Origin of the sequence: Agarivorans litoreus, assembly GCF_019649015.1 — a bacterium.
GTDB lineage: Bacteria > Pseudomonadota > Gammaproteobacteria > Enterobacterales > Celerinatantimonadaceae > Agarivorans > Agarivorans litoreus.
Genome location: NZ_BLPI01000001.1, coordinates 2,317,852 through 2,340,479, shown reverse-complemented (window position 1 = coordinate 2,340,479; position 22,628 = coordinate 2,317,852). Strand labels below are relative to the sequence as shown.

Genomic DNA, 22,628 nt, shown 5'->3' with positions numbered 1-22,628 from the left:
AGGCTACTGTACTCATTTAACAGTAGTCCAAATCAACTCAATTCGTATTGATTAAGCAGTAAACATCACAAAAATAGCAAGCACCTGAACTTTTATCCAAACAAAGCACTGTACAGCTAGAACAAAATTCGATTTTGCTGGCTAACACTGCGCTAATATTGACCTTAGCGGGTAAGGCTGGCAAACTGCGCGCGCAAATAGACAACAATTTTGTTGCCGCTCAGAAACGTGTTACCACTGTGCTATTTAAGTCGAGGAGAATACAATGCCACAACCACAAGTTGCCATCATCATGGGGTCAAAAAGTGATTGGCCAACTATGGAAAACGCCGCCGAAGTACTACAACAATTGGGCGTTGAATTTGAGGTTGAAGTGGTTAGTGCTCACCGCACTCCCGACAAATTAATGGAATTTTCAGCCAATGCTGCCGACCGCGGCATCAAAGTGATTATTGGTGGTGCCGGCGGCGCAGCTCACTTGCCAGGCATGGTGGCGTCTAAAACCCGTTTACCGGTACTTGGAGTGCCAGTTCAAAGTAAAGCCTTAAACGGTATGGATAGCTTGTTATCGATTGCCCAAATGCCAAAAGGCGTAGCAGTTGGTACTCTTGCCATTGGCACTGCTGGTGCTTATAACGCGGGATTGTTTGCTGCACAGATTTTAGCTACTACTAACCCAGAACTAGCTGAGCGTATCGAGGCTTTCCGCAGCGCCCAAACTGAATCAGTATTGGCCCATCCAGATCCTCGCGTAGCGGAGTAGTGGTAAGCAACATGAATAAGATTTGGATTTTAGGCGCCGGCCAATTGGGAGCAATGCTAAAACACGCAGCGCAACCATTAAACATTGAGGTTCGCCCAGTAGAAACTGACGAAACTGATACCTTTGATATCGCTGCCAACGACATTATTACCGTTGAGCGCGAGCACTGGCCGGTAACGCCAGCCACCGAGCAACTTACTCAACACTCAAGCTTTCTTAACGGCCCGGCTTTAGCTCAGCTAGCTGACCGAGCAAGCCAAAAGAAATTGCTCGACAGCTTAGGCTTAGCCACCGCCCCTTGGGTAGATGTAAAACAAGGACACAGTGCAGAACAACTGTTTGCTGAGTTAGGCGAACGAGTATTGCTAAAGCAGCGCTCCGGCGGCTACGACGGCAAAGGCCAGCATTGGTTAAAGCTTAGCGGCAACGCTGAACAACGTGCCATTCCACAAGACTGGTTAGATCATTGTATTGCCGAACAAGCGATAGGCTTCGACGAAGAAGTATCACTTATTGGTATGCGCCACGCCAACGGTGACACGGCATTCTACCCACTAGCGATTAACCAGCATCATGAAGGTATTTTATTAGCTACGGTATCACCGGTTGCCAGTAAAGCGAGCCTTCAGGGCCAGGCTGAAAATATGCTCGGTAAGCTAATGGACTCGCTAGATTACGTGGGTGTAATGACCATGGAATGCTTCCAAGTTGGCGATAAGTTACTGATTAACGAGATAGCACCTCGAGTACACAATAGCGGCCACTGGACTCAAGCAGGCTCTAGCCTTAGTCAGTTCGAGGCACATATTCGCGCCGTGGCAGATTTGCCCTTAGTACAACCTTTAGTTAAAACCCAAAGCGTGATGCTTAATCTGATTGGTGTTGAATATAATCATCAATGGTTATGCGTGCCTGGGGTGGAAGTATTTTGGTATGGCAAAGAGGTTCGTCCAGGGCGTAAAGTTGGCCACATCAACATCAGCATTGCAGAGCGTTCACAATTACTAGCAAGTTTAGCGAAATTAGAACCACTGATGACGCCTGTATACGCCGACGCAATAGCGTGGTTAATTAAGCACCTAGATTAAGTAACTTGGCAATGTAACCAGGGTTACATTGCCAAACTTGCGTCTAAACAGTCACGATCGAAGCTAATTCACAGTAGTTTTCGTTTTTCAGGTATACAATCATTTTTATTTGAGTATTAACTGTAAGGAACACGGTTGCTCAACAAGATACTTAACATAGGCACCAGCAAAGGAAAGCGTCACGCCGTTCGTATGACCAATCTATTTGTGGTTATAGGTATACCTTTGCTGATCCTAAATGTTATTGCTCAAGCGCTTGAATACAAGATTACTGTTGCCGAGTTTTGGGTAATTAATAGCCTAGTGGTACTTGCTTACACCGTCACCATCTTTCTAAACTGGCTAAATCAAAATGATTTAGCTAGAGCATGGATGTTAGTGGTATTTGTGCTGGATATTACCTTTGCCTCTACCCGTTGGTTTGGTGTTGAATCACTGATTTTCTTCCACCTTATCGTGATTTACCCAGTAGCATTTTTGTTATGGCAAGATAGGCCTTCTACACGCAATGCCATTTTAGCGCTAATAAGTGTGGCTTTTTTAGCGGTATTTTATTGGCCCTGCGCACCGATGTTTCCGAGTAATATAGAACAAAAGCAAAGCTTAATGGCGTTAGTTTTCATTAACTGCGCCATTCTATTAAGTATTGTGGCCAAGCTGTTTTCTATCGATACTCAGCGCGCTCATCGCCACCTTGCAGAGCAAGCGCGCATCGATCCGCTCACCAACATCTTGAATCGCCGAGAGCTAGAGCGCCAGCTTGATACTCAATGTGAGTCGGTATTAAGCATGGCAGTGATGCTGTTTGATATAGACAAATTTAAACAGATTAATGACCAATACGGCCATCACACTGGTGATGATGCGCTAAAGCATGTTGTGGCCTGTGTTAAACAACAACTCCCTGAAGAGGCAATGTTTGCCCGATTTGGTGGTGATGAATTTTGTATATTGTGGGCCAATTGCCAGCGCCAACATGCGCAAGACTTAGCCAATATCATTGTCCAACAAGTTGCCGAAAAACCTTGCTCGGTGAACGGCCAACACCTCGCCATTAGCATTAGCATGGGCATTGCCTTTGAAACCCAAAGAAAAGATTTGTCCCGTTTGTTGATTGACGCCGACAATGCCATGTATGCTGCCAAGCGCAAAGGTCGCAATACCTTTGTCACCACTTGGGCACAGCCAAGCCAAGCGGTCTCCGCCTAAGTTAACTCAGCGTTTCACTTAGCCCTCTCTTATTGCGTTTTAGGAGCATAGATTGAGTTATGAATGGTTAGCCTTGCTGGCCGCTGCGCTTTGGGCCTGCACCAGCTTAATCTCAGTAACCCCTAGCCGAGTGATGGGCGCTTTTGCCTATAGCCGTTGGCGCATGGGTTTAGTGAGCCTAATGCTGCTTAGTGCCGCTTTATACAATAACCAATGGCAAATGATTAGCCTATCGCAAGCGGGGTTGTTTGCTTTATCGGGCTTTATTGGCGTATTTGTTGGTGACACCGCCTTGTTTGCCTGCATGAACCGTCTAGGGCCCCGCCGCGCCAGCTTGTTATTTGCCTGTCACGCCGCTTTCTCTGCCTTTTTAGGGGTATGGCTATTTAATGAAGATTTACTTGGTTGGCCGCTACTGGGCGCCGCCTGTTTGTTCTTAGGTGTGATATTAGCTGTTAGTTTTGGTCACCGTAGTGAACAGCACAGCTGGGAAAAGATTAGCGGCTCAGTCAGCATAGCAGTCGCTTTGGGGTTAACGGCCGCGCTCTGCCAAAGCCTTGGAACTGTAATGTTAAAACCGCTGATGAGCGCCCCAGAATACAGTGCTATTGACCCAGTCGCGGGCTCGGCATTACGAATGCTAAGTGCTTTTTCTGCCCACTTTTTGTTATGGCTAAGCGGTTACAAACTTGCGCGAACACTTAAGCCAATTAACTCAAAACTATTTGTTATGGTCGCCGCCAACGGCTTTTTAGCCATGGCAGTAGGAATGACATTAATGCTGTTTGCCCTACGATATGGCGATGTATCAGTGGTTGCCCTGTTATCATCAACTTCACCGGTATTGGTGCTGCCACTGCTATGGATAGTCACCAAACAAGCGCCCACACGCTCGGCCTGGGCTAGCGCAAGTTTATGTATATTGGGCAGCGCATTGTTAATCTTTGGCTAGGGCTGGTGAGAAAACCGGTAAATGAGCAATGCGCTGATCGATAAAAAATACCTTTTGCTGATACAGCTCAGAATCAGTTGAGCCATAGACTTGGGCGAAACTTTGCTCACTAATGCCTTCGGCTAAATCATCTATTCGTGGGAAAAAGGCCTGTTCAGAGCGTGCAGAGCGCATCGCAGTCAAAAACATTTCCGCTTTATCGAGATTCTTCGCCGATTCGGCAAACTCAATGCCAGTGCGATCAGCCGCTAAATCGGCAAAACTAAAACCACTGCCGCCCTCTAAAGAATCAAATAGCTCTTTAAACTCACCAATAGAGGCACTAAAACCTTGCTCTGCAGCCATGCTCAAGCCCGCCGAGTAGACAAAGTGCAGTAGTAAGTCTCTGCGCCCTGCAAGGGTCACGTTGTTTGGAGCGGCTTCTAGGGTCAGGTCATCAGCAAAACGTTGCGCCATCACTTTTTGAAATGTACCTTGGCTAAAGAAAATCGCCATCGCCCACACTAAGGCCTGTTGCTCTTGTAGAACATCGCTTTGCTCACCACGCATTGCCACATCAAAGCTCAGCGGGTACAGATAGTCATATAAAGAGATTGCTTGCTGTTCGCCATACTGCTTTCTTAACTGGCTTAGCTTTTGGTAGTAAATCGCCACTGGTAAGCTGGCTAGCTGCGGATCTTTCAACTGATTGAGGTTCTTATAAGCACCAGCGACTTTTAAACCTAAATCCTCTACTGGCTCAACCTTAAACTGCACCTGCTGCTGGCTAACGTCTACTGCTTTAATGCTAGCCAATAGCTCATCGGCTTGTAACTCTGGGAACAAACGCGCTGCCAAGCGCAGCGCTATATGTTGCGCCATGCTGCCCGGTAAACTTAGTTGGCCTATCTTCCATTGACCAAACTGCAAGCCTTGAGTTGAGGAATGTAAACTAATTTCACTATTTATAAAGCCCTCATAAATGCCCTCAGGCAAGGCGATGCTGCCACGCAGGCGTAACTCAGATTCGGCAAACGCAACTTCAGCATCTAAGCCACTAAAAGCTGTGGAAGATAAAGCTAACAAGCCATCTAACTGCTGTTGGCTAAGTTGAATATCAACCGATTGCTGCCCGCCACGAAAAAGCTGCAAGTTTTGTTTAAGCCAGTGTTTAGCATCGGCCACTTGCCGAGCACTCACCGAAGGAGGAGTGAGCACAGCAGCTTGCTTAGATACCATCAACGCAAAGGCGATTAATACCGCCAGAGCAAGCAATAAACTAAGGCTGAGTAGAGCAAACAGTATTTTCTTCATATTACAATAAAGCCCCTCGATGGGGGCTTAGCAACTACCTAATAAGGTTTTATTTAGATTCGGCTAACCACTGCGCTACGTCTTTAGCGAAGTAAGTTAAAATGCCATCGGCACCGGCACGTTTAAAGGCAAGTAAAGATTCAAGCACTACTGGGCGCTCGGCTAACCAGCCATTCTCAATAGCGGCTTTATGCATCGCATACTCGCCACTTACTTGGTAAGCAAAGGTAGGCACCGCAAAGGCATCTTTAACTTGGCGAACCACATCTAAATAGGGCATACCTGGTTTTACCATTACCATGTCGGCGCCTTCTTCAATATCTAAAGCCACTTCGTGTAGTGCTTCTTGACCATTGGCAGGGTCCATTTGGTAAGTCTTTTTATTGCCACCTTTTAGGTTACCAGAACTCCCCACAGCATCGCGGAATGGTCCGTAGTAACTAGAGGCATATTTGGCTGAATAAGCCATAATCATGGTGTTGTGATAACCCGCTTCTTCTAGCGCGTCTCGAATTGCGGCAATTCTGCCGTCCATCATATCCGATGGCGCAACAACATCAGCCCCTGCGGCGGCGTGAGATAAGGCTTGTTTAACCAGAATCTCGGTGGTTATATCGTTTTGCACATAACCGTCATCATCGATAATGCCGTCTTGGCCATGAGTGGTGAACGGATCCAATGCCACATCGGTCATCACTCCAAGCTCAGGCAACGCTTGTTTAAGTGCGCGCACCGCTCGTTGCGCTAGGGCATCATCGGCATAGGCTTGCTCAGCCAACAGTGACTTTTGCTCAAGCGGCGTTACCGGGAACAGGGCAATCATCGGCACACCTAAGGCCACTAATTGCTCAGCTTCTTTTAACAGCAGATCGATGCTAAAACGCTTTACACCAGGCATGGACGCAACTGTTTCTGTTTGGTTTTCCCCTTCAATCACAAACATTGGGTAAATCAAATCATCAACACTTAACTGGTTTTCACTGGCTAGGCGACGAGAGAAATCATGACGGCGAATTCGACGCATGCGGGTGGCAGGGAACATTCTTGATACGCTCACTCAGCGCTCCTTAATTATGTTGCTGTTAGCATCTAGCGCTACTTTAAGCGGCTAATGCTTAGCGAGCAAGTGTATGTAACAGTTTTTCTTAACAGTTTCAGCACAGCTCAAAGCCTGCTACCACAGCAAAAAAGCATAGATAATATGTGATTACACCCGCGTTCAAAGGAAAACGTTTCCACATTTGATTTACATTTGTTAAATTATAGATACTACATCGCCTAGTCACTGGTCGTGACGCCAGCACATCTTATAGCTAGTGTTTTCAACTTAGTCACAAGCAAAACCGTTTTCTTGGAGTATAAATGGCCACAATTAAAGACGTAGCAGCTGCCGCCGGTGTTTCTGTCGCCACCGTATCTCGGGTGGTCAATAATGGCCCCAAAGTAAGTGCCAAAAACCGCGACCTTGTAAAAAAGGTGATGTTAGAGCTAGGCTACCGGCCTAACGCCAATGCCCGGGCTCTGGTTACCCAAACCAACCCTACTTTAGGTTTAGTGTTTAGTGAGCTAACAGACCCATTTTTTGCCACGCTAGCTGGCGGGGTAGAAAAAGTAACCCGCAACAACAATATCCAGTTGTTGATCAGTAACGGCTTAGTCAGTGCAGAAAGTGAAAAGCGCGCCATTGAAACCCTTTTAGAACAGCGTTGTCAGGCCTTGGTGGTGCACTCTAAAGCCTTAAGCAATCAAGCCTTAATTGACTACGCAGAAGCCGTACCTGCCATGGTGCTAATTAACCGTTATATTCCTGAAATTGCTCACCGCTGCGTATGGTTAGACAACCAAGCCGGCGGAGAAGCAGCCGCTCGTCACTTGTTATCATTAGGCCACAAAAATATTGCCTGCATAACGAGTAGCTACGACATCGAAGATCCACGCTTGCGTTTGGAAGGTGTTAAGTCGGTATTGAGTGAAAAAGGCATGCCCTTAGCTGAACATGCCATTGCCTCATCTGATCCTAATGAAATTGGCGGTGAGATTGCGGCGCAAAACCTATTAGCGCGCGGCTTAGATTTTACCGCCTTAATTGTTTACAACGACTCCATGGCATCAGGCGCTATCACCGTGCTTTGCGACAACGGCTATCGAGTACCCGAAGATGTATCGGTAATAGGCTTTGATGACGTATTACTCTCTCGCTACTTGCGCCCAAAACTCACCACTATGCGTTACCCTATTGAGATGATGGCGATGGAAGCTGCTGAGATGTCTTTAGCGTTAGCCAGTGGCGAAAGTGTTGCACCTATTCATAAATACGTGCCTACGCTGGTAAAACGCGATTCGGTAAGCCAACCTAAAGACTAAGCCAGCTTAAATACCCAGTTTGTCTCGCAGGTTGTAATACACCGCACCCAGTGCGGTGAATGGCACCTGTAAATGCCGCCCTCCCGGAAAACGATAGTGATTAAGCGAAGCAAATACATCAAAACGCTGCGCTTGGTCACTAAGCACTTCGGCTAACAGCTTACCGGCCAAATGAGTACAGGTTAAGCCATGGCCGCTGTATCCCTGCAAGTAATAAATGTTGCTATCGAGCCTACCAAACTGAGGCATTCTCGAGTAGGTAAGCAAGAAGTTTCCGGTCCATGCGTAATCAATCGCGGTCCCTTTTAGTTGAGGGAACAAGGCTTCGAATTTAGGCCTGATTTGCTTTTCTATGGAAGCCAAAGGCTTAGCGCCATAAACCACTCCTCCACCAAACAATAAACGTTTATCTGCGGTCAACCGATAGTAATCAAGTAAGTAGTTACAATCTTCCACACAGTAATTTTTTGGTAGTAGTTGCTGACACAGCTCATCACTTAAAGGCTCAGTGGCTATTACTTGAGTGCCGCAGCGTATCGCCTTATCGCTCAGCTTTGGCTCAAGCTCACCCAAGTAGGCATTTCCGGCAAACAATAGATAGCTGGCCGTAACGCTGCCATGTTCGGTAGTAACTTTAGCTGGCTCTCCTGCTTGGTAGTTTAGCACTGCCGATTGCTCATAAATCTCACCACCTAAACCAAGTACTGCTTCGGCTTCACCTAGAGCAAGATTAAGCGGATGAATATGCCCACCTTGCATGTCCAATAAGCCACCTTGGTAGGCAGTGGTGCCTACTATTTGTTCTAACTCCGCTTTATCTAACAATTGCAATTGGTGATTGCCAAAGCGCTCCCAATTGGCTTTTTGCTCCTGTAGGCCTTTAAACTGCTTAGGGTTGTTGGCAGCAAAAACGCCACCGGCTTGGTAGTCACACTCAATATTATATTGGGCGATGCGAGAACGGATGATTTCTCCGCCCTCAAAGATCATTTCATTCAAGGCTTGGGCGGTATTTTTGTCATAGCGCTGCTCAATCACGTCCACGTCGCGACTATAACTGTTAACCACTTGTCCGCCATTACGTCCAGTTGCGCCAAAGCCCACCTTAGCACTCTCTAACACCACCACATGGAAACCTTTCTCGGCGAGGTGCAAGGCCGAAGACAGACCACTAAAACCAGCACCAATAATGCAAACATCACAACGAATATCTTGATTTAACTGAGGAAACTCTCGTTGGTTATTTGTGCTGGCAGCGTAATAAGACGAAGTGTGTTGTTGCATGGTGCTCTCCAATGATCTGTTGACCCTAGTAACTGCTACGCAGCACGGCGTTTTGCTGCTGCCACAAATTGGCTAAAAATGGCTTGTGATACCTTATTTTCGCTGGCTCGCCACTCGGGATGCCATTGCACAGCATAGAAAAATGGGTGTTCAGCAAGCCGAAACGCTTCTACCAAACCATCCTCTGCTTGCGCCTCGACCAACAAAGATTCAGCTAGTCGATTAATGCCTTGGTTATGTAAGGAGTTAACCTGAATCGTATCACTATCTAACCAATCGCCCAGCCAACTGTCTTTAGCAAGCTGCAACGAGTGCTGATCAGCATACTTTTTAGTGAAGTCTTCGGTATCGGGTTCTCGGTGCTCTACACAACCACCAAGTTGATAGACTTTGTGATGTAGGCTGCCACCTAGGGCGACATTCATCTCCTGAAAACCGCGACAAATTCCCAAAACAGGTAAGCCATGCTGTTTAGAATATTCAACAATAGAGAATGCCAAGCTATCGCGCCCTCGATCTAAGCGCGGCTCTAAATGCTTAGCGCCATATAACTCAGGGTGCACATTAGAATGGCTACCGGTAAATAATACTCCATCTAGGCCATCCAATACCCGTTGCAAACTACTCCCTTTTAGCTGGTGTGTCAGTAATACCGGGGCTGCGTTATAGCTTTCCAAAGCGTTTAAGTAAAACTCATTAACACTTTGCACCTGATATAAACCTTGCGGTTTATGGCAGCTTATAACGCCAATGAGAGCTTGTTTATGTTCCATATCCTCTGCAAAACCTCGTCAAAATTTAGCAAATTTGATTAAAGCTAAATTGGCACACAAAAGACAAAATGTAAAATATATTTAACACCCGTTATTTAGAGTCGCCCCATAAAACCTAGATAATTCCGAAGATAAAACAAATTTTAAGACGAAATGCTGAGTTTTCAGCCTAAAGCTAACTAGTGATGAACGCTTTTACTAAACAGTAGACGGAAGACATAGCGCAAGCACACAACAGCAACGACCAGATTTAAGGTAAATCAATGGCAGCGATGGCGCATAATCGGTAAAATCGCCCAGCAGTTTTAATTGGAGTATGGGGCAAATCCTCAGTCATGGCAGAGCAACTAAGCATCAAGTTACATTTCAATTCATCCGCAGACCAAGCGGTGACTTTGGATAAAATTCCCGCGCCAAAGCCCCCCTTTGACTTACGCAAAGTTTTTGCCGCATTGATGGTGCTTGCCTTAGTTATATTCGCTTTGCTGCATTTAATGTGGCCAGCTAAAGCAGAACCTACAGCCGAGTTGAATGCCACCACAAACCAACAAAGCAGCCAAGTTGAGAGCAATTCCTATCAGACAGAATTACCAGCTTTAGAAGCCTCATCTGAGCAAGCTAATGCCGAAAAGACTGAAGAGATTGCAGCTGAAAGTTCGCCTATAGCGGTTGCAGAAGCACAACCGCTGCAGCCCTCAATAACGGAACAGGCAGTTAATGAGCCGCTAGCCGCTGCAGCAAAAAACACTTCAAACACACACCAAGCTCAGCCGAACACCGATACTGCACAAGCTAAGCAACAAGCTGATCACTTAACCAGCACCATGCCTAGCACTTCAGAACAAGCAGAGCTTACTAACGAGCAAATAAGCACACCTGCCGCTCAAGCTAATGTTGTCGTAGACCCGGCAGCAAGCAAAATAGAACCATCTACCAATGAAGAGGCTATTGCGGCCGAAAATATTGATAAGGAGCAGCAAACCAATAAAACATCGAGCCAAGTCGCTCGAGCCCAGCTAAGTTCTGCCATTAGCCAACGAGAGCCAGTGGATAATTTAACTCGGGTTGAGCTCAGTAAAATTCAACAGGTTTACTTGTTTATGGAGTTGCGTGAGATGCAAGGCCAAAGCATTCAAGTAAACTGGTATCGCCAACAGCAACTTCAAGCTTCGGTAAACTTAAACATCGGGGGGCCACGTTGGCGTACCAATGCCAGTAAGCGTTTTGACTTAAACAGTCGCGGTGACTGGCAAGTAGCGATATACAATCAACAGCAAGTACGCATTTTTGAACAAAACTTTACTGTGGAATAAGCCAATAGGCTTGCAGTGACACTAAGCAATGGTAAATTGATTAAGTGGCTTAGTTGCTTTCAAATAATTAAAGATATGCAGGTGACATTATGGAACTTGAGTTAATTCGCAGCGCGTTAGGCTGGGGAGCCATTATCAATATTGCGGTATTGCTGTATTGGTTTGCTTTTTTAACCCTAGCTCACGACTGGACCTACAAACTGCACTCTAAATGGTTCAACCTTAGCGTAGAGAAGTTTGACCGCTTTCATTACCTAGGCTTGGCACTGTATAAAACCGCTATTATTGCGTTTTACGTAGTGCCATATATTGCCCTAGGTATTGTGTTAGATTAATCGGTATACAACACGATCGACTCAGGTTCGCTGATTGAATAGCCAGCGGTGGCTACCCCTTCAACAGTTTGAACTTGAGTATTGATGGTTCCTTCAACCCAAACAGGTTCCCATAAGTCTTCTAGCTGTAAACCTTTTGAGTGAGTAACATAAACAATTTGGTTTGGCGGTGGTGGCGGATAATGCAAACAAGCGCCAAAGTACGGCACCAATAGAAACTCCTTCACCAACTCCCCTTCGGTATCCAGCGGCACTACAAAGCCCGGAATACGGATTGGCTTGCCGTCCAACTCTTTATTTACACTCACATTAAGATTTTGCTGACCGGCTTGGTCCAGCGGTATGTTGTGATCAATTTCAGGCATCGGCATGTTGCGTTCATTTTCTGGCAGCAACTCGTTCCAAACGTCTACGCCATTGGCCTGTAGGTTCATGCTAACCAGCAATAAACCCACTACGTAATAAGCTAGTTTCATGTTTACCCTTACTAAATTTTTATGCTCATGCCATCGCTAAGCGAATAACGATAAGCGCGCCAAGCAGGTAGTACGCCAGCAAAAAAGCCCACCACAACTACGGCCAACAATAAGTAGCATTGCTCTACCGTAGGCCAGTTTAACACTAAATAGAAACCAAACTGATTAAGCAGTATCGGTTTCGCTGCCCCCAAAATTAGATACATGCTGGCTAAGCCAAGCAAAGCGCCTAACGCACTCAATAACAAGGCTTCAATGAGTAACAAACCAAAGATATGTCGCGGTTTAGCCCCTACCGAGCGCAAAATTGCCATCTCTCTACGGCGTTCTTTTAAGCTCACCATCAAGGTGCTTAACATGCTCATTAAGCCAGTGATAACCACACAAATGGATACCGCTAACAAAGCACTTTCGGCAATGCTTAAAATGCCCCACAGTTCTTGCAAAGCCACGCCTGGCAAAATCGCTAACAGCGCTTCATTTTTGTATTGATTAATCTGCCGCTGCAAATTAAAAATTTGTAAGCGTGATTGTGTGCCCAGCATCATTGCGGTAATGCTTGAAGGCGTAAGCTGCGCTTCACTAAATGGTAGAGCTTGTGGCGGTAAGTGAATGGCTTCGATGCCGGCGAGCGAGGTAATCACTGTTCTATCAACCGGCGTGCCCGTAGCTTTTAGAATACCGCTCACTACGAAAGGGAACTGGTCATGATTAACAAAACTTACTGCTGCAATTCCGTGCGCCACTACAATTTTGTCACCCAGTTTATAACCCAACTTGCGGGCAACTTCGGCACCTAATACTACTTCAAAGGTATCGTTTAGCTGCTGGCCTTCGGCAAACTCTAAAGCTTGTTTATTGGCATATTGATAGTGCTCAAAAAAGCTATTGGTGGTGCCCATTACGCGATAGCCGCGATGCGAATCCCCCAAGGAAATAGGAATCGACCATTTTACCGACGACTGACCTGCAATTTCTTGGTAACTGTCCCAGCTAATATTATTGGTGGCATTACCAATGCGAAATACCGAATAAAGCAGTAATTGAGTAGGGCCACTGCGCGCACCTACAATTAAATCGGTGCCAGAAATGGTTGAGGCAAAACTCGATTTAGCTTGAGTACGTAGATTTTCCACACCTAGTAAAAGGGCCACACTAAGGGCGATGGTCAATAAACTAAGTAATGCGGTACCACGCCTTGCCCACAAACTATGCCAAGCCAATTTAAGCAAGCTCATGTTGACCTCCCAAATTAAGTGCTGGCAAATCAACCACCTGATGGAAACGATTAGCTAGCTCTTGGTCGTGACTCACCAATAACAAGCTGCTATCACAGTGCTCTAACTCAGACATCAACAGGTTCATAAAATGTTCGCGATTGGTTTTATCCAACGCTGAGGTGGGTTCATCGGCAATAATTAACTCTGGAGAGCCGATCATTGCGCGAGCCGCAGCCACCCGCTGTTGTTGGCCAATGCTCAACTGGCCAACTGGCTGATTAAGCTGCTTATCAGGCAACTGCAGATGCGATAATAATCGACGCGCTTCATCCAATACCGACGACGAGCGGCTTAAAGCTCGCTGCCGACGTAACTTAGAGAACTGACAAGCCAAAGCGACATTCTCGAGTACCGACAAGTAAGGCAACAGGTTGAACTGCTGAAATACGTAGCCAATATGATCGGCTCGCAGTTGGTCACGTTGCGCTGCTTTTAAGCTGGCACAATCTTGCCCCATAAAGCTTAACTTGCCCTGTTGCGGGCTAATCACCCCAGCAATCAAGCTGAGTAGTGTAGATTTACCACAGCCGCTTGGCCCATGAATAAAGGTATGGCTAGCCGCAGCAATAGTTAAATGAGGAATATGAATGGCCGGGTGTGTTTCACCCGGCCACGCAAATACCACTTCTTCTAGGGCTAATAGAGAAGCAGACTGGCTCATATTATAAGTTCACCTTGTTCTGCGCTGGCGTAACATCAAACGCTACTTGGCCACGCTCACTAGCACCTTGTACTTGGATTTTTTCCATACGAGGGAAAAGCTTAAACAGCTCTAGGTCGAAGCTTTTCAGTTCATCTAAGTGATGACAGTGGAAGTGGTAAGTTAAGCGCACGTCCTCGTGGCTAGCGTGAGCAGCGTGGTCATGATCGTCATGCCCTTTGTGCTCATCGTGTGCTGCGTGGTCATGATCGTCGTGACCTTTGTGCTCGTCGTGCGCAGCATGGTCATGATCGTCATGGTCTTTGTGCTCATCGTGCGCAGCATGGTCATGATCGTCATGCCCTTTGTGCTCGTCGTGCTCGTCGTGTGCAGCGTGGTCGTGGTCTTCATGCTCTGCATCCGCTTGGTCTAAGCTTCCCCAATGCTGAGTAACTTCTTCAAGCTCACATTCGCCACCGGCAAAGCTAAACAAACTCATAGCCTGCGCAACTTGGCTTTTTGCGTCGTCCAATATCTTGTGCTGTAGCTCGTTTACTGGTGCATGCTCAAAACCAAGAAAATTATCGGCCGGAGAATGGATTTCAATCTCTAGCTCTTCACCACTGGCGGCAAAAAAGAGCTCGGCAACACCATGTTGGTGAGCAGACTGGGCGCTAGCTGCGCAAGAAAACAGGCCAAAGGCGGCCGCATATATAGGCGTTAACTTCATTATAAGTATCCATGATTTTTAAAAAGTAAGTGACTAAATCAATCAATACCAATCTAACTAAACTGGCTAACAGCAAGGAGCAAGCCTAAGCGTGTTGGCTTAACGTTAACCATACTCAGCTGTATTGCGAGATTCAAACCTTGTTTAGCTAAATTAGCAACTCATGGACGGTGGAGAGCGGGCACTAGCAGCGAGCGCATGCTGGCTAGTGTATAAGTAAGCTGTTCTAACAAAAACTTGGCGACGTTTAAGCAATACAATCAGCGGTACGCTACTTACTATCGCCGTTGCCAGTTTTTTTAAATTAAAACAGAGTTGACAATGTAGCTCGGAGTGCTCTGGATCAAGCCGTTCAACTTGATGTTCAGCCCAAGCAAAGACAAACCAAGACACTGATAAAATCAGTATGCATGTAAGTCTCTTTTGCCAAGTCTGTAAGATCATGTTGTTTCCGATACTGCTAGTAAATTGGCTTATTCAGACAATAGTTTTATTTCGTAAGAGCCAAACTTGCGAATATTTATCACACCATTGTTAAAGATTAAATACTGGCCTTTAATTCCTTGCAGCTGCCCTTCTACCAAGGGATTTTTATCTAAGTTAAAACTGCTTATTTTGCTTGGATATTGAGCAACAGGAAAATGTAAATCAATCACCTGCTCATCGGGCAATTCACTTATGGCTTCTAAGCCAAAGCGCTCTGCTAAATCGGCCAAGGCCTCACCAATTTGTGGCAACAAACGTTCACGTTCGGCTATCAAATCTAACTCTATCGCATCGCCTTTTAACATAGCTCGCCAATTGGTTTTGTCTGCCACCAGCTTAGCTAATTCTATTTCTACCAAACCAGAAAGCTGGCGCGTGGCAACTTTAAATATTGGTAGGGCTTGAGTAGCACCTTGGTCAATCCAACGTGTTGGTATTTGGCTATGGCGAGTAATGCCCACCTTTAAGCCAGACGTGTTTGCCAAGTAAACATAATGAGGAATCATGCAATTTGCTTCTCCCCACTCTGGCTCACGACAGGTGCCTTGGGCATAGTGGCAGGTTTCAGGCTTCATAATACACATATCGCAACTGGCCAGCTTACGCATGCACACAAAACAATGGCCCTGCGAGTAACTTTTCTTGGTGGCTTTACCACAGCTTCGGCAGTTTATTTTACCGGTAAATTCGAAAGCTAAAGATTCACCAATTAGTGGATTAAGGTGTAATTCTTGCTCACCAATAGGCAAATAATACTGAACTTGTTCGCCCAGTTCTGCTCGCATTTTTGATAGATGTCCCTGCACGGTCCGCCACTCTCTGAAGTCTTATTATGGCTGAGCAGTGTAAAGCAAAGCAGGCAAGGGGAAAAGTGTTACACCAAGCAATGTTTAGTAGGGATAATCGGCATCGCTCTCAACTTGCTCCATCATGATTTGATGGAGCTCGCCACTTTCAATTAGCGAAGGTATTACTTGCTCAAACTGAATGAGCAGCTGAGCCCCTTTTTCGCTAGCAGCAAAACAAAAGGTCGAATCATAGCTGAGTACCGATTCAATGATGCTCAGCCCATCAGCCAAATCTGGCGCAACGGCCAACAAGGCTTCGATATCGGCACGATAGTCTAAAATGGCATCAACTCTTCCCTTCTTCAACAACTTAATCATCTGAGTTAAGTCAGAGTACTCGCGATAGTTGGTGCCCTCTGGTAACAAGTCAGCCCAATCATAACCTAGGTGAGACACTACTTGCTTTCCCACTAAGTCGTTTAAAGATCCATAACGGCGATAAAAAGATACTAAAACCAGCATATCGGTTCTATCAGTTTCGAGAACATATTTGGAACAGAGAGCATTCTCAAAATCATCTTCCGCTGCACCAAAAACCAAATCAACTTGCAGCTTGTCTAACATAGCAATAGAGCGGGAATAGGGCATGAAGTGAAAAGAGTAACTATGTTCGGGGAATACCCGTTTAAGCACCGCAAAATAATACCCGGTGCCATCTTTACTGCTGTAACCTTCCCATAAGTCGGTAGCAACATTAATATCTTTTGCGTAAAGAGCAAAAGAATGCAGCAAACAAAAAAAGATACAAAAGCGCTTCATCAATGCATCAATCCTTGAGTAAGGTTTTAGCGAATTGTAGCAGAACAACGGTTCTTACGCGCTAAAACATCCCCTCAAGGATTCCGGTCTTTTTTGCTAAACCAACCTTAGTTATATCGTCAGATACCCGCTCGGCACCACGCAACATAGCGTCGATCAATTCGCCTGCATCAAACTTGGTTAAGGCTTCATCGGCACCCACTTGGCTAGCTCTATCAACACTAATTTCACTGGACAGTGAGGTGTGTAAAATAATGTAGGCGTCAGCAACACCAGGATCGCTACGAACCTCAAAAGTAAGCTCATATCCATCTAGACCCGGCATCTCAATGTCACTCACCAGCACATCAATTGGCTTCCCCTGAGCAGCTGCTTGCTGCATCATTTTAAAAGCAGTTGCGCCGTCACTGGCCATTTCATAATCAATTTCTATGCTGTCTAAGGCACTGGCCAATTGTTTACGAGCAGTGGCCGAGTCATCTACTAGCAAAATTTTAAGCTGAGCAAGAATCGCTTGATCTGGCAAGCTAACCGATACGCGCACTCGGTCTTCATCATCGGGGAAAACCGTGGCAATTAGCTTTTCTATATCCAGCAGTTGCACCAGCTTGTCATCAACCCGAGTCACTCCGGTTACATAAGCATCTTTACCTAAAGACCCAGGCGGTGGATCGATATCACGCCAGCGACATTCTGTGATTTTTTCAATACCTCGCACCAAAAAACCAACGGTTTGGCGACTTACATCAGTGATAATAATCGAACAAGATTCACGCTCATCTGCGGTAATAGGTCGATAACCAACAGCAGCAGCCATGTCGATCACCGAAATTGTTTGACCACGCAAGGACGCTGAGCCCAGTACATATTGGTGAGAATGCGGCAGAGCGGTTAGTCGGGTATAGGGTACTATTTCACGTACCTTTAAGGTGCCAATCGCAAATAGCTGATTTAGGGACAGCCTAAAGTGCAATAAACCTTGGGTTTGACTAGTGGCGCTACTCATGAAGCATCCTTACTCTGTTTAAATAACTTTCAACGTTATACCGCTTCAGCTGGCGTGTCTAATAAATAGGCATCTTGCTGGCGAAACCGCTGACAAATTTGTTTTACTGTTTCACTGCTACACGCCGTATGAGGTTGGGTGGCAGCAACAACTACAATATCAATTGCTGGCAAGGGAGGCATTGTTTTAGCGCACAGTTCTTGTAATTCACCCTTGCTAGAACGCGCAATAGCGGCTACGGCTAATCCTTGCGAGACCAATCCATACAGGCCACTATGATTGGCACTGGTTGCGAGCAAACGATAAGGTATGTCTGCCTTATCTAATCCATCAATCGCGCTGGCGTGAAACTTACAATCAGTTTCATATAAGGCTAATGGCATAGGCCGTAATTGACTTAAATCGCGGTCTTTATGGCTTACCCAAACGCCTTGGTCATGGCGTAATAAATAACCTTCATCACTATCTGGGCTGCGAGTAAGAATGGCCAAATCAAGTTCGCCTTGATCCAAGCTTTCTCTTAATTTCACACTGGGTGCAGCAGACAAACGTAAACACAAATTAGGAATGGTTTGCTGCAATAACTCGCACAATAAAGGCAACACCGACACACTATAATCGTCTGGGCAACCAATCCGTAAATCCACTCTATCGTGACTGTGCTTCAACTCTGTGACAGCTTGGTCGTGCAAACTGATAATGCGCCGCGCATAGCTCGCTAAGGATTGACCAGCGGGGGTTAGCACTAAACTACGGCCTTCTTTTTCAAACAAAGGGCTAACGCTTTCTTGCTGCAACTTTTTCATTTGCGCACTAATCGCAGACTGAGTGCGAAAGGTTTGGCTAGCCGCTCGGGTAAAACTTCCACTTTCTACAAAAGCCACTAAGCTGCGTAAAGCATCAATGTCCATATCAACCCATCACCATCGTTAATAGTTGCCATCAAAAATAATCGTTATTAAAACTACAAGCAACTTGTCACACTAGCCATAATACCTAAGCACAAGGATTCGCTATGATTTTGCACGACTACTTACCCTCTGGAAACGGCTACAAAATTCGCTTATTGCTTAGCCTACTAGGCCAACCCTATCAACTTAAAAGCTATGACATCGTGAAGGGTGAATCACGCACTGCTGAATTTTTAGCATTAAACCCTAATGGCAAAATACCTGTGCTTGAATTTGACGATGGACGCTGCTTGGCAGAATCCAATGCTGTATTGTTTTATTTAGCCCAAGGAACACCGTTTTGGCCACAAGATGCTTGGCAGCAAGCTCAAGTTATAAAATGGATGAGTTTCGAGCAATATAGCCATGAGCCAAATATTGCCAGCCCTCGCTTCTGGCTTACTCACGCTGGCGTAACACCAGAGCGTCAAGCTCAGTTAGCCGATAAACAACAGCAAGGCTATGCAGCATTAGCAGTAATGGAGCAGCACCTTAGCCAGCATGATTATTTTGTGGGAAACCGTCTTACTATTGCTGATATTGCCTTGTACGCCTATACCCATGTAGCTGAAGAAGGCGGATTTGATTTACAGCAGTTTCCTGCGGTGCTTTCTTGGTTGGGGCGCATAGCCCAGCAAAACAACTATGTGAGCATTAACGATGATTCTGCCCTGATTAACTAACGGAGCAAAAAAGACCAAGCCGAAAATCGGCTTGGTCAAACGCTTACAATTTAACTAATAATTTGCCTTGATTATCACCACTAAACAGCAAATTAATGCCTTCGATGGCTGAATCTAAGCCTTCTAGAACATGAACACGATACTTTAGTTTACCTGCTTGCAAATAGCAGCTTACTTGCTGCATTAACTGTGGAGCTTTATCGAAATGGTCCGGCATGGTAAAGCCTTGAATAGACAAACGCTTTTTAACAATGGGGATCCAATTAGGGCCAGCCGAAGGCTGCTCGGTGTTGTAATCGGCAATCATTCCACACACTACGATGCGGCCAAAAGCATTCATGTTATCAATGGCCACTTGCTGGATTTCACCACCGGTATTTTCGAAATAAATATCAACACCATTGGGTGTTAGCTCAGCTACTTTTTTGGCAATATTGTCGGTTTTATAATTCACTGCACCGTCAAAACCTAAGTCCTCTACTAGCCAGCGACATTTTTCATCGCTACCTGCCACACCCACTACGTGCAAACCTTCGGCCTTGGCTATTTGCCCAACTAAAGAGCCTACCGAGCCAGCGGCCCCACTTACCAATAAGGTTTCACCCGCTTTGGGTTTAGCAATTTCTAGCAAGCCTTGGGCAGCAGTCATGCCTGGTAAGGCTAATACTGCTAACACCGCTTCGGCTGGCAAACCAGGCGGAACAATATTCACCCCAGCACCAGAGCTTACAGCTTGCTCGGTCCAGCCAAACATGCCCATTACCGTAGCACCTACCGGAAACTGCGCATTGCGAGATTCGATCACCTCAGCAATACCGCTAGCGCGCATTACTTCACCTAAAGCGACCGGAGGAATGTAACTATCGGTGTCAGCACTCATCCAACCGCGCATGGCAGGGTCTAGCGACATATGGGTTTGCTTAACCCTAAACTCACCATCTTGCAAAGCCTCTACAGCGTTGCTGCGGCTTTCAAAGCAACTGGCTTCAATGTTTGTAACAGGGCGCTTGACCAAATGAATTGATTGATAGCTCGACATGCAGGCTTCCTTAAGTGAATAGTATTCATCATTATTTACGCTTTCATTGTAAATAGCTTTACAAATAGGAATAAATAGCCCTTTAAGCTAAACTTTATTGCCTTTTAGACAAAAATGACCCTAATGGATAAGTTACGCGCCCTGCAATATTTTGCTCACCTTGCTGAATCTGGCAGCTTCACCAATACTGCTAATGCCTTTGACGTGCCGCCCTCCTCGGTATCACGACGGATTGCCGATTTAGAAGCCTTGCTTAAGCAACAATTGCTGCACCGCAGCACTCGCCAGGTAAAACTTACCGAGTTGGGCGATTTATACTATCAGCAGATATTACCGGCCTTACACAGCTTAAGTGATGCAGAAGACCTGCTAAAACAACAGCAACATCACCCCAGTGGTTTACTGTCAATTAGTGCGATGCCAAGCTACGGGGAGCTATGTTTAACGCCTATTTTGAGTGAATTTTCACAACGTTACCCAGACATCGTGTTAGATCTGCACTTTAGTGATCAGCTAAGTAACTTGCGCCGCGACCAAATAGATATCGCAATTCGTGGCGGCACAGCACCCGATGAGCGCATTGTTGCCAAAAAACTTTCGAATAATCATTTTGTATTGTGTGCATCGCCAGAATATTTAGCGCGCAATGGCCAACCACAAAGCCCTCTCGAGCTTAATCAACACCCCAGCTTACGCTATCGAAGCCCAGAAAAAGTGCTGCCTTGGTTATATAAAGAACAACAAAAATGGCAAGAATTACATCCACCTATTCGCTTAATTAGCAATCATGGTACAAGCTTAGTCAACGCAGCAAAAAGTGGTGATGGCATTGCTTTACTACCAGAGTGGGGAATTAGCCAACAACTTGCCGAAGGCAGTTTAGTGCGCTTTTCAGTAGGCCAAGATATTCGTGTATCGCCTGCTGAAGCTACCGGCATTTATCTTTTGTACCAAGGGCTTAAGTATCAAATTCCTAAGGTAAAGGTAGCGGTAGACTTTATCGTATCGCAACTAATGCAGCAGCCTAGTGAATACTTAGGTTAACAAACAAAGCAGCCAATGGTTTAACCGCCACAGCTTAAATATTCAGCATATTGTGCTAATGTTTTCACTAAGTTGTTCAAAATTTGCACTTTTCTCTGCAAACTTGTTTGTTAGGATAATGTTACGCTAATTTTTCGATTAATTGGTCTACTTATAGCAACAAGCTCTTAGCAAAAGGAACTGTTTATGGGCGAGCCGGTCAGTGACCAACAATATGTGCGCTTTGTTGACGTTAAAAAAAGCTACGATCAACGCAGCTTAGTGGTAAAAAACTTTAACCTTGATATTCGCAAGGGTGAGTTTGTTACCTTACTAGGTCCTTCAGGCTCTGGCAAAACCACTTGCTTGATGATGCTCGCCGGCTTTGAAGATGTCACCAGTGGTCAGATTCTGGTAAATGGCCAAGCGGTTACCAACGTAGCACCTTACAATCGAAATATCGGCATGGTGTTCCAACACTACGCATTATTTCCCCACATGACAGTAGCTGAAAACCTGGCTTATCCCTTAGTGGTACGTAAACTTCCCAAAGAAGAAATTAACCGCAGAGTTGTTGAGTCGTTAGCTCTAGTGGAGCTAGAAAGCTTTGGTAAACGCTACCCAGGGCATTTGTCTGGCGGCCAAAAACAACGGGTTGCTTTAGCCCGCTCACTTATTTTTGAGCCTTCGATCGTATTAATGGATGAACCACTAGGCGCCTTAGATAAAAACCTTCGCGAGCAAATGCAGTTAGAAATAAAACGGCTACATGAATCTATCGGCTTTACTGCTATTTATGTCACCCACGACCAAACCGAAGCCCTCACCATGTCAGATCGCATCGCCGTATTTAACGATGGGGTTGTGCAACAGTGTGCCGCACCAGATGTGCTTTATGAGCGCCCCGAAAACGCCTTTGTCGCTGACTTTATCGGTGAAAACAATCACCTCAAAGGTAAGGTACTCAATCGCACTCAAGGCTTGGCTAAAGTAGAACTCAGTGATGGTAGCGTGGTTAGTGGCCAAGCCATGGATTGCCCCGAGTCTGGCAACGCTTGTGTGCTAGCCGTACGCCCAGAAAATCTATTTATAGAAAGCGATAAACATCGCTTTGATAACCGAATTGAAGCAGAGTTTATTACGCGCCTCTATGTGGGCGACTTTATTCGCTACTTCTTTAAGCTTCGTGACAAAACCGAGCTCATGGTAAAAGTGCTCAACGATCACGACGCACCACAAATTGCCGCTGGCACAATCACTAAACTAACGTGGTCCGTTAATGACGGGTTAGCTTTTAATCCACCCCCAAGCTCTTAATGGTAAAGGATGGTACC

At 45.8% G+C, this 22,628-nt stretch carries 23 protein-coding genes; 10 read left to right on the top strand and 13 right to left on the bottom strand.

Annotated elements, in window-relative coordinates; all coding sequences use genetic code 11:
* The first annotated feature begins 265 nt into the window (after nucleotides 1–265).
* From purE to K5L93_RS10870, 4 genes are all read left to right on the top strand, one after another.
* Nucleotides 266–763 (top strand): 5-(carboxyamino)imidazole ribonucleotide mutase, encoded by a 498-nt coding sequence (purE, locus tag K5L93_RS10885; RefSeq protein WP_220719864.1) that lies wholly within the window; start codon nucleotides 266–268, stop codon nucleotides 761–763.
* A gap of 11 nt (nucleotides 764–774) precedes the next feature.
* A complete protein-coding gene (purK, locus tag K5L93_RS10880) occupies nucleotides 775–1,851 on the top strand; it encodes a 5-(carboxyamino)imidazole ribonucleotide synthase (RefSeq protein WP_246615036.1) in 1,077 nt (358 codons plus the stop codon).
* 135 nt (nucleotides 1,852–1,986) lie between these two features.
* Nucleotides 1,987–3,060, top strand: coding sequence for a GGDEF domain-containing protein (locus K5L93_RS10875; protein WP_220719862.1), 1,074 nt, complete (start codon nucleotides 1,987–1,989; stop codon nucleotides 3,058–3,060).
* Between the two features lie 52 nt (nucleotides 3,061–3,112).
* A complete protein-coding gene (locus K5L93_RS10870) occupies nucleotides 3,113–4,012 on the top strand; it encodes a DMT family transporter (protein WP_220719861.1) in 900 nt (299 codons plus the stop codon).
* Here K5L93_RS10870 and K5L93_RS10865 read toward each other — a convergent pair.
* Nucleotides 3,998–5,305 carry a YfiM family lipoprotein gene (locus tag K5L93_RS10865; RefSeq protein ID WP_220719860.1) on the bottom strand — a complete coding sequence of 436 codons (1,308 nt, stop codon included), beginning with the start codon at nucleotides 5,303–5,305 and terminating at the stop codon, nucleotides 3,998–4,000. The two genes, K5L93_RS10870 and K5L93_RS10865, sit on opposite strands and share 15 nt — an antisense overlap.
* Nucleotides 5,306–5,354: 49 nt before the next feature.
* The gene (gene hemB / locus K5L93_RS10860; protein WP_220721506.1) at nucleotides 5,355–6,347 is read right to left on the bottom strand and encodes a porphobilinogen synthase; all 993 of its coding nucleotides are present in this window, start codon (nucleotides 6,345–6,347) and stop codon (nucleotides 5,355–5,357) included.
* A gap of 320 nt (nucleotides 6,348–6,667) precedes the next feature.
* On the opposite strand from hemB, the gene K5L93_RS10855 reads away from it, so the two are divergent.
* Nucleotides 6,668–7,669, top strand: coding sequence for a LacI family DNA-binding transcriptional regulator (locus tag K5L93_RS10855; protein WP_220719859.1), 1,002 nt, complete (start codon nucleotides 6,668–6,670; stop codon nucleotides 7,667–7,669).
* A 6-nt stretch (nucleotides 7,670–7,675) separates the two neighbouring features.
* On the opposite strand, the gene K5L93_RS10850 is transcribed toward K5L93_RS10855, so the two are convergent.
* Both K5L93_RS10850 and K5L93_RS10845 read right to left on the bottom strand, forming a co-directional pair.
* Nucleotides 7,676–8,953, bottom strand: a complete 1,278-nt coding sequence (locus tag K5L93_RS10850; protein WP_220719858.1) for an NAD(P)/FAD-dependent oxidoreductase — start codon at nucleotides 8,951–8,953, stop codon at nucleotides 7,676–7,678.
* 35 nt (nucleotides 8,954–8,988) lie between these two features.
* Entirely contained in the window at nucleotides 8,989–9,726 is a 738-nt protein-coding gene (locus K5L93_RS10845; RefSeq protein WP_220719857.1) for a gamma-glutamyl-gamma-aminobutyrate hydrolase family protein, read from the bottom strand.
* A gap of 335 nt (nucleotides 9,727–10,061) precedes the next feature.
* Here K5L93_RS10845 and K5L93_RS10840 point away from each other — a divergent pair, with 335 nt between their 5' ends.
* Both K5L93_RS10840 and K5L93_RS10835 read left to right on the top strand, forming a co-directional pair.
* Nucleotides 10,062–11,039, top strand: coding sequence for a DUF2914 domain-containing protein (locus K5L93_RS10840; protein WP_220719856.1), 978 nt, complete (start codon nucleotides 10,062–10,064; stop codon nucleotides 11,037–11,039).
* Nucleotides 11,040–11,128: 89 nt separating this feature from the next.
* Entirely contained in the window at nucleotides 11,129–11,374 is a 246-nt protein-coding gene (locus K5L93_RS10835) for a DUF6868 family protein (RefSeq protein WP_016400099.1), read from the top strand.
* On the opposite strand, the gene K5L93_RS10830 is transcribed toward K5L93_RS10835, so the two are convergent.
* The 8 genes from K5L93_RS10830 to K5L93_RS10790 form a co-directional block, all read right to left on the bottom strand.
* A complete protein-coding gene (locus K5L93_RS10830) occupies nucleotides 11,371–11,850 on the bottom strand; it encodes a DUF3299 domain-containing protein (protein ID WP_016400100.1) in 480 nt (159 codons plus the stop codon). The two genes, K5L93_RS10835 and K5L93_RS10830, sit on opposite strands and share 4 nt — an antisense overlap.
* A gap of 11 nt (nucleotides 11,851–11,861) precedes the next feature.
* Nucleotides 11,862–13,088 carry an ABC transporter permease gene (locus K5L93_RS10825; RefSeq protein ID WP_220719855.1) on the bottom strand — a complete coding sequence of 409 codons (1,227 nt, stop codon included), beginning with the start codon at nucleotides 13,086–13,088 and terminating at the stop codon, nucleotides 11,862–11,864.
* Nucleotides 13,075–13,791, bottom strand: coding sequence for an ABC transporter ATP-binding protein (locus K5L93_RS10820; protein WP_016400102.1), 717 nt, complete (start codon nucleotides 13,789–13,791; stop codon nucleotides 13,075–13,077). The genes K5L93_RS10825 and K5L93_RS10820 overlap by 14 nt, the downstream gene beginning before the upstream one ends.
* Nucleotide 13,792: 1 nt before the next feature.
* Entirely contained in the window at nucleotides 13,793–14,500 is a 708-nt protein-coding gene (locus K5L93_RS10815) for a ZrgA family zinc uptake protein (protein WP_220719854.1), read from the bottom strand.
* A gap of 473 nt (nucleotides 14,501–14,973) precedes the next feature.
* Nucleotides 14,974–15,792, bottom strand: a complete 819-nt coding sequence (locus K5L93_RS10805) for a DUF2797 domain-containing protein (protein WP_220719852.1) — start codon at nucleotides 15,790–15,792, stop codon at nucleotides 14,974–14,976.
* Nucleotides 15,793–15,876: 84 nt separating this feature from the next.
* On the bottom strand, nucleotides 15,877–16,593 hold the full coding sequence (locus tag K5L93_RS10800; RefSeq protein WP_220719851.1) for a substrate-binding periplasmic protein: 717 nt from the start codon (nucleotides 16,591–16,593) through the stop codon (nucleotides 15,877–15,879).
* A gap of 61 nt (nucleotides 16,594–16,654) precedes the next feature.
* Complete coding sequence (locus K5L93_RS10795; protein WP_220719850.1) at nucleotides 16,655–17,599, bottom strand: chemotaxis protein; 945 nt, start codon at nucleotides 17,597–17,599, stop codon at nucleotides 16,655–16,657.
* Nucleotides 17,600–17,634: 35 nt separating this feature from the next.
* On the bottom strand, nucleotides 17,635–18,510 hold the full coding sequence (locus K5L93_RS10790; protein ID WP_220719849.1) for a LysR substrate-binding domain-containing protein: 876 nt from the start codon (nucleotides 18,508–18,510) through the stop codon (nucleotides 17,635–17,637).
* A gap of 104 nt (nucleotides 18,511–18,614) precedes the next feature.
* Between K5L93_RS10790 and K5L93_RS10785 the strand changes: the two genes are divergently transcribed.
* Complete coding sequence (locus K5L93_RS10785) at nucleotides 18,615–19,232, top strand: glutathione S-transferase family protein (RefSeq protein ID WP_220719848.1); 618 nt, start codon at nucleotides 18,615–18,617, stop codon at nucleotides 19,230–19,232.
* Between the two features lie 43 nt (nucleotides 19,233–19,275).
* On the opposite strand, the gene K5L93_RS10780 is transcribed toward K5L93_RS10785, so the two are convergent.
* On the bottom strand, nucleotides 19,276–20,271 hold the full coding sequence (locus K5L93_RS10780; protein ID WP_220719847.1) for an NADP-dependent oxidoreductase: 996 nt from the start codon (nucleotides 20,269–20,271) through the stop codon (nucleotides 19,276–19,278).
* A gap of 123 nt (nucleotides 20,272–20,394) precedes the next feature.
* Between K5L93_RS10780 and K5L93_RS10775 the strand changes: the two genes are divergently transcribed.
* A complete protein-coding gene (locus K5L93_RS10775; protein ID WP_152785358.1) occupies nucleotides 20,395–21,315 on the top strand; it encodes a LysR family transcriptional regulator in 921 nt (306 codons plus the stop codon).
* 186 nt (nucleotides 21,316–21,501) lie between these two features.
* Nucleotides 21,502–22,611 carry an ABC transporter ATP-binding protein gene (locus K5L93_RS10770; protein ID WP_220719846.1) on the top strand — a complete coding sequence of 370 codons (1,110 nt, stop codon included), beginning with the start codon at nucleotides 21,502–21,504 and terminating at the stop codon, nucleotides 22,609–22,611.
* Nucleotides 22,612–22,628: the final 17 nt, after the last annotated feature.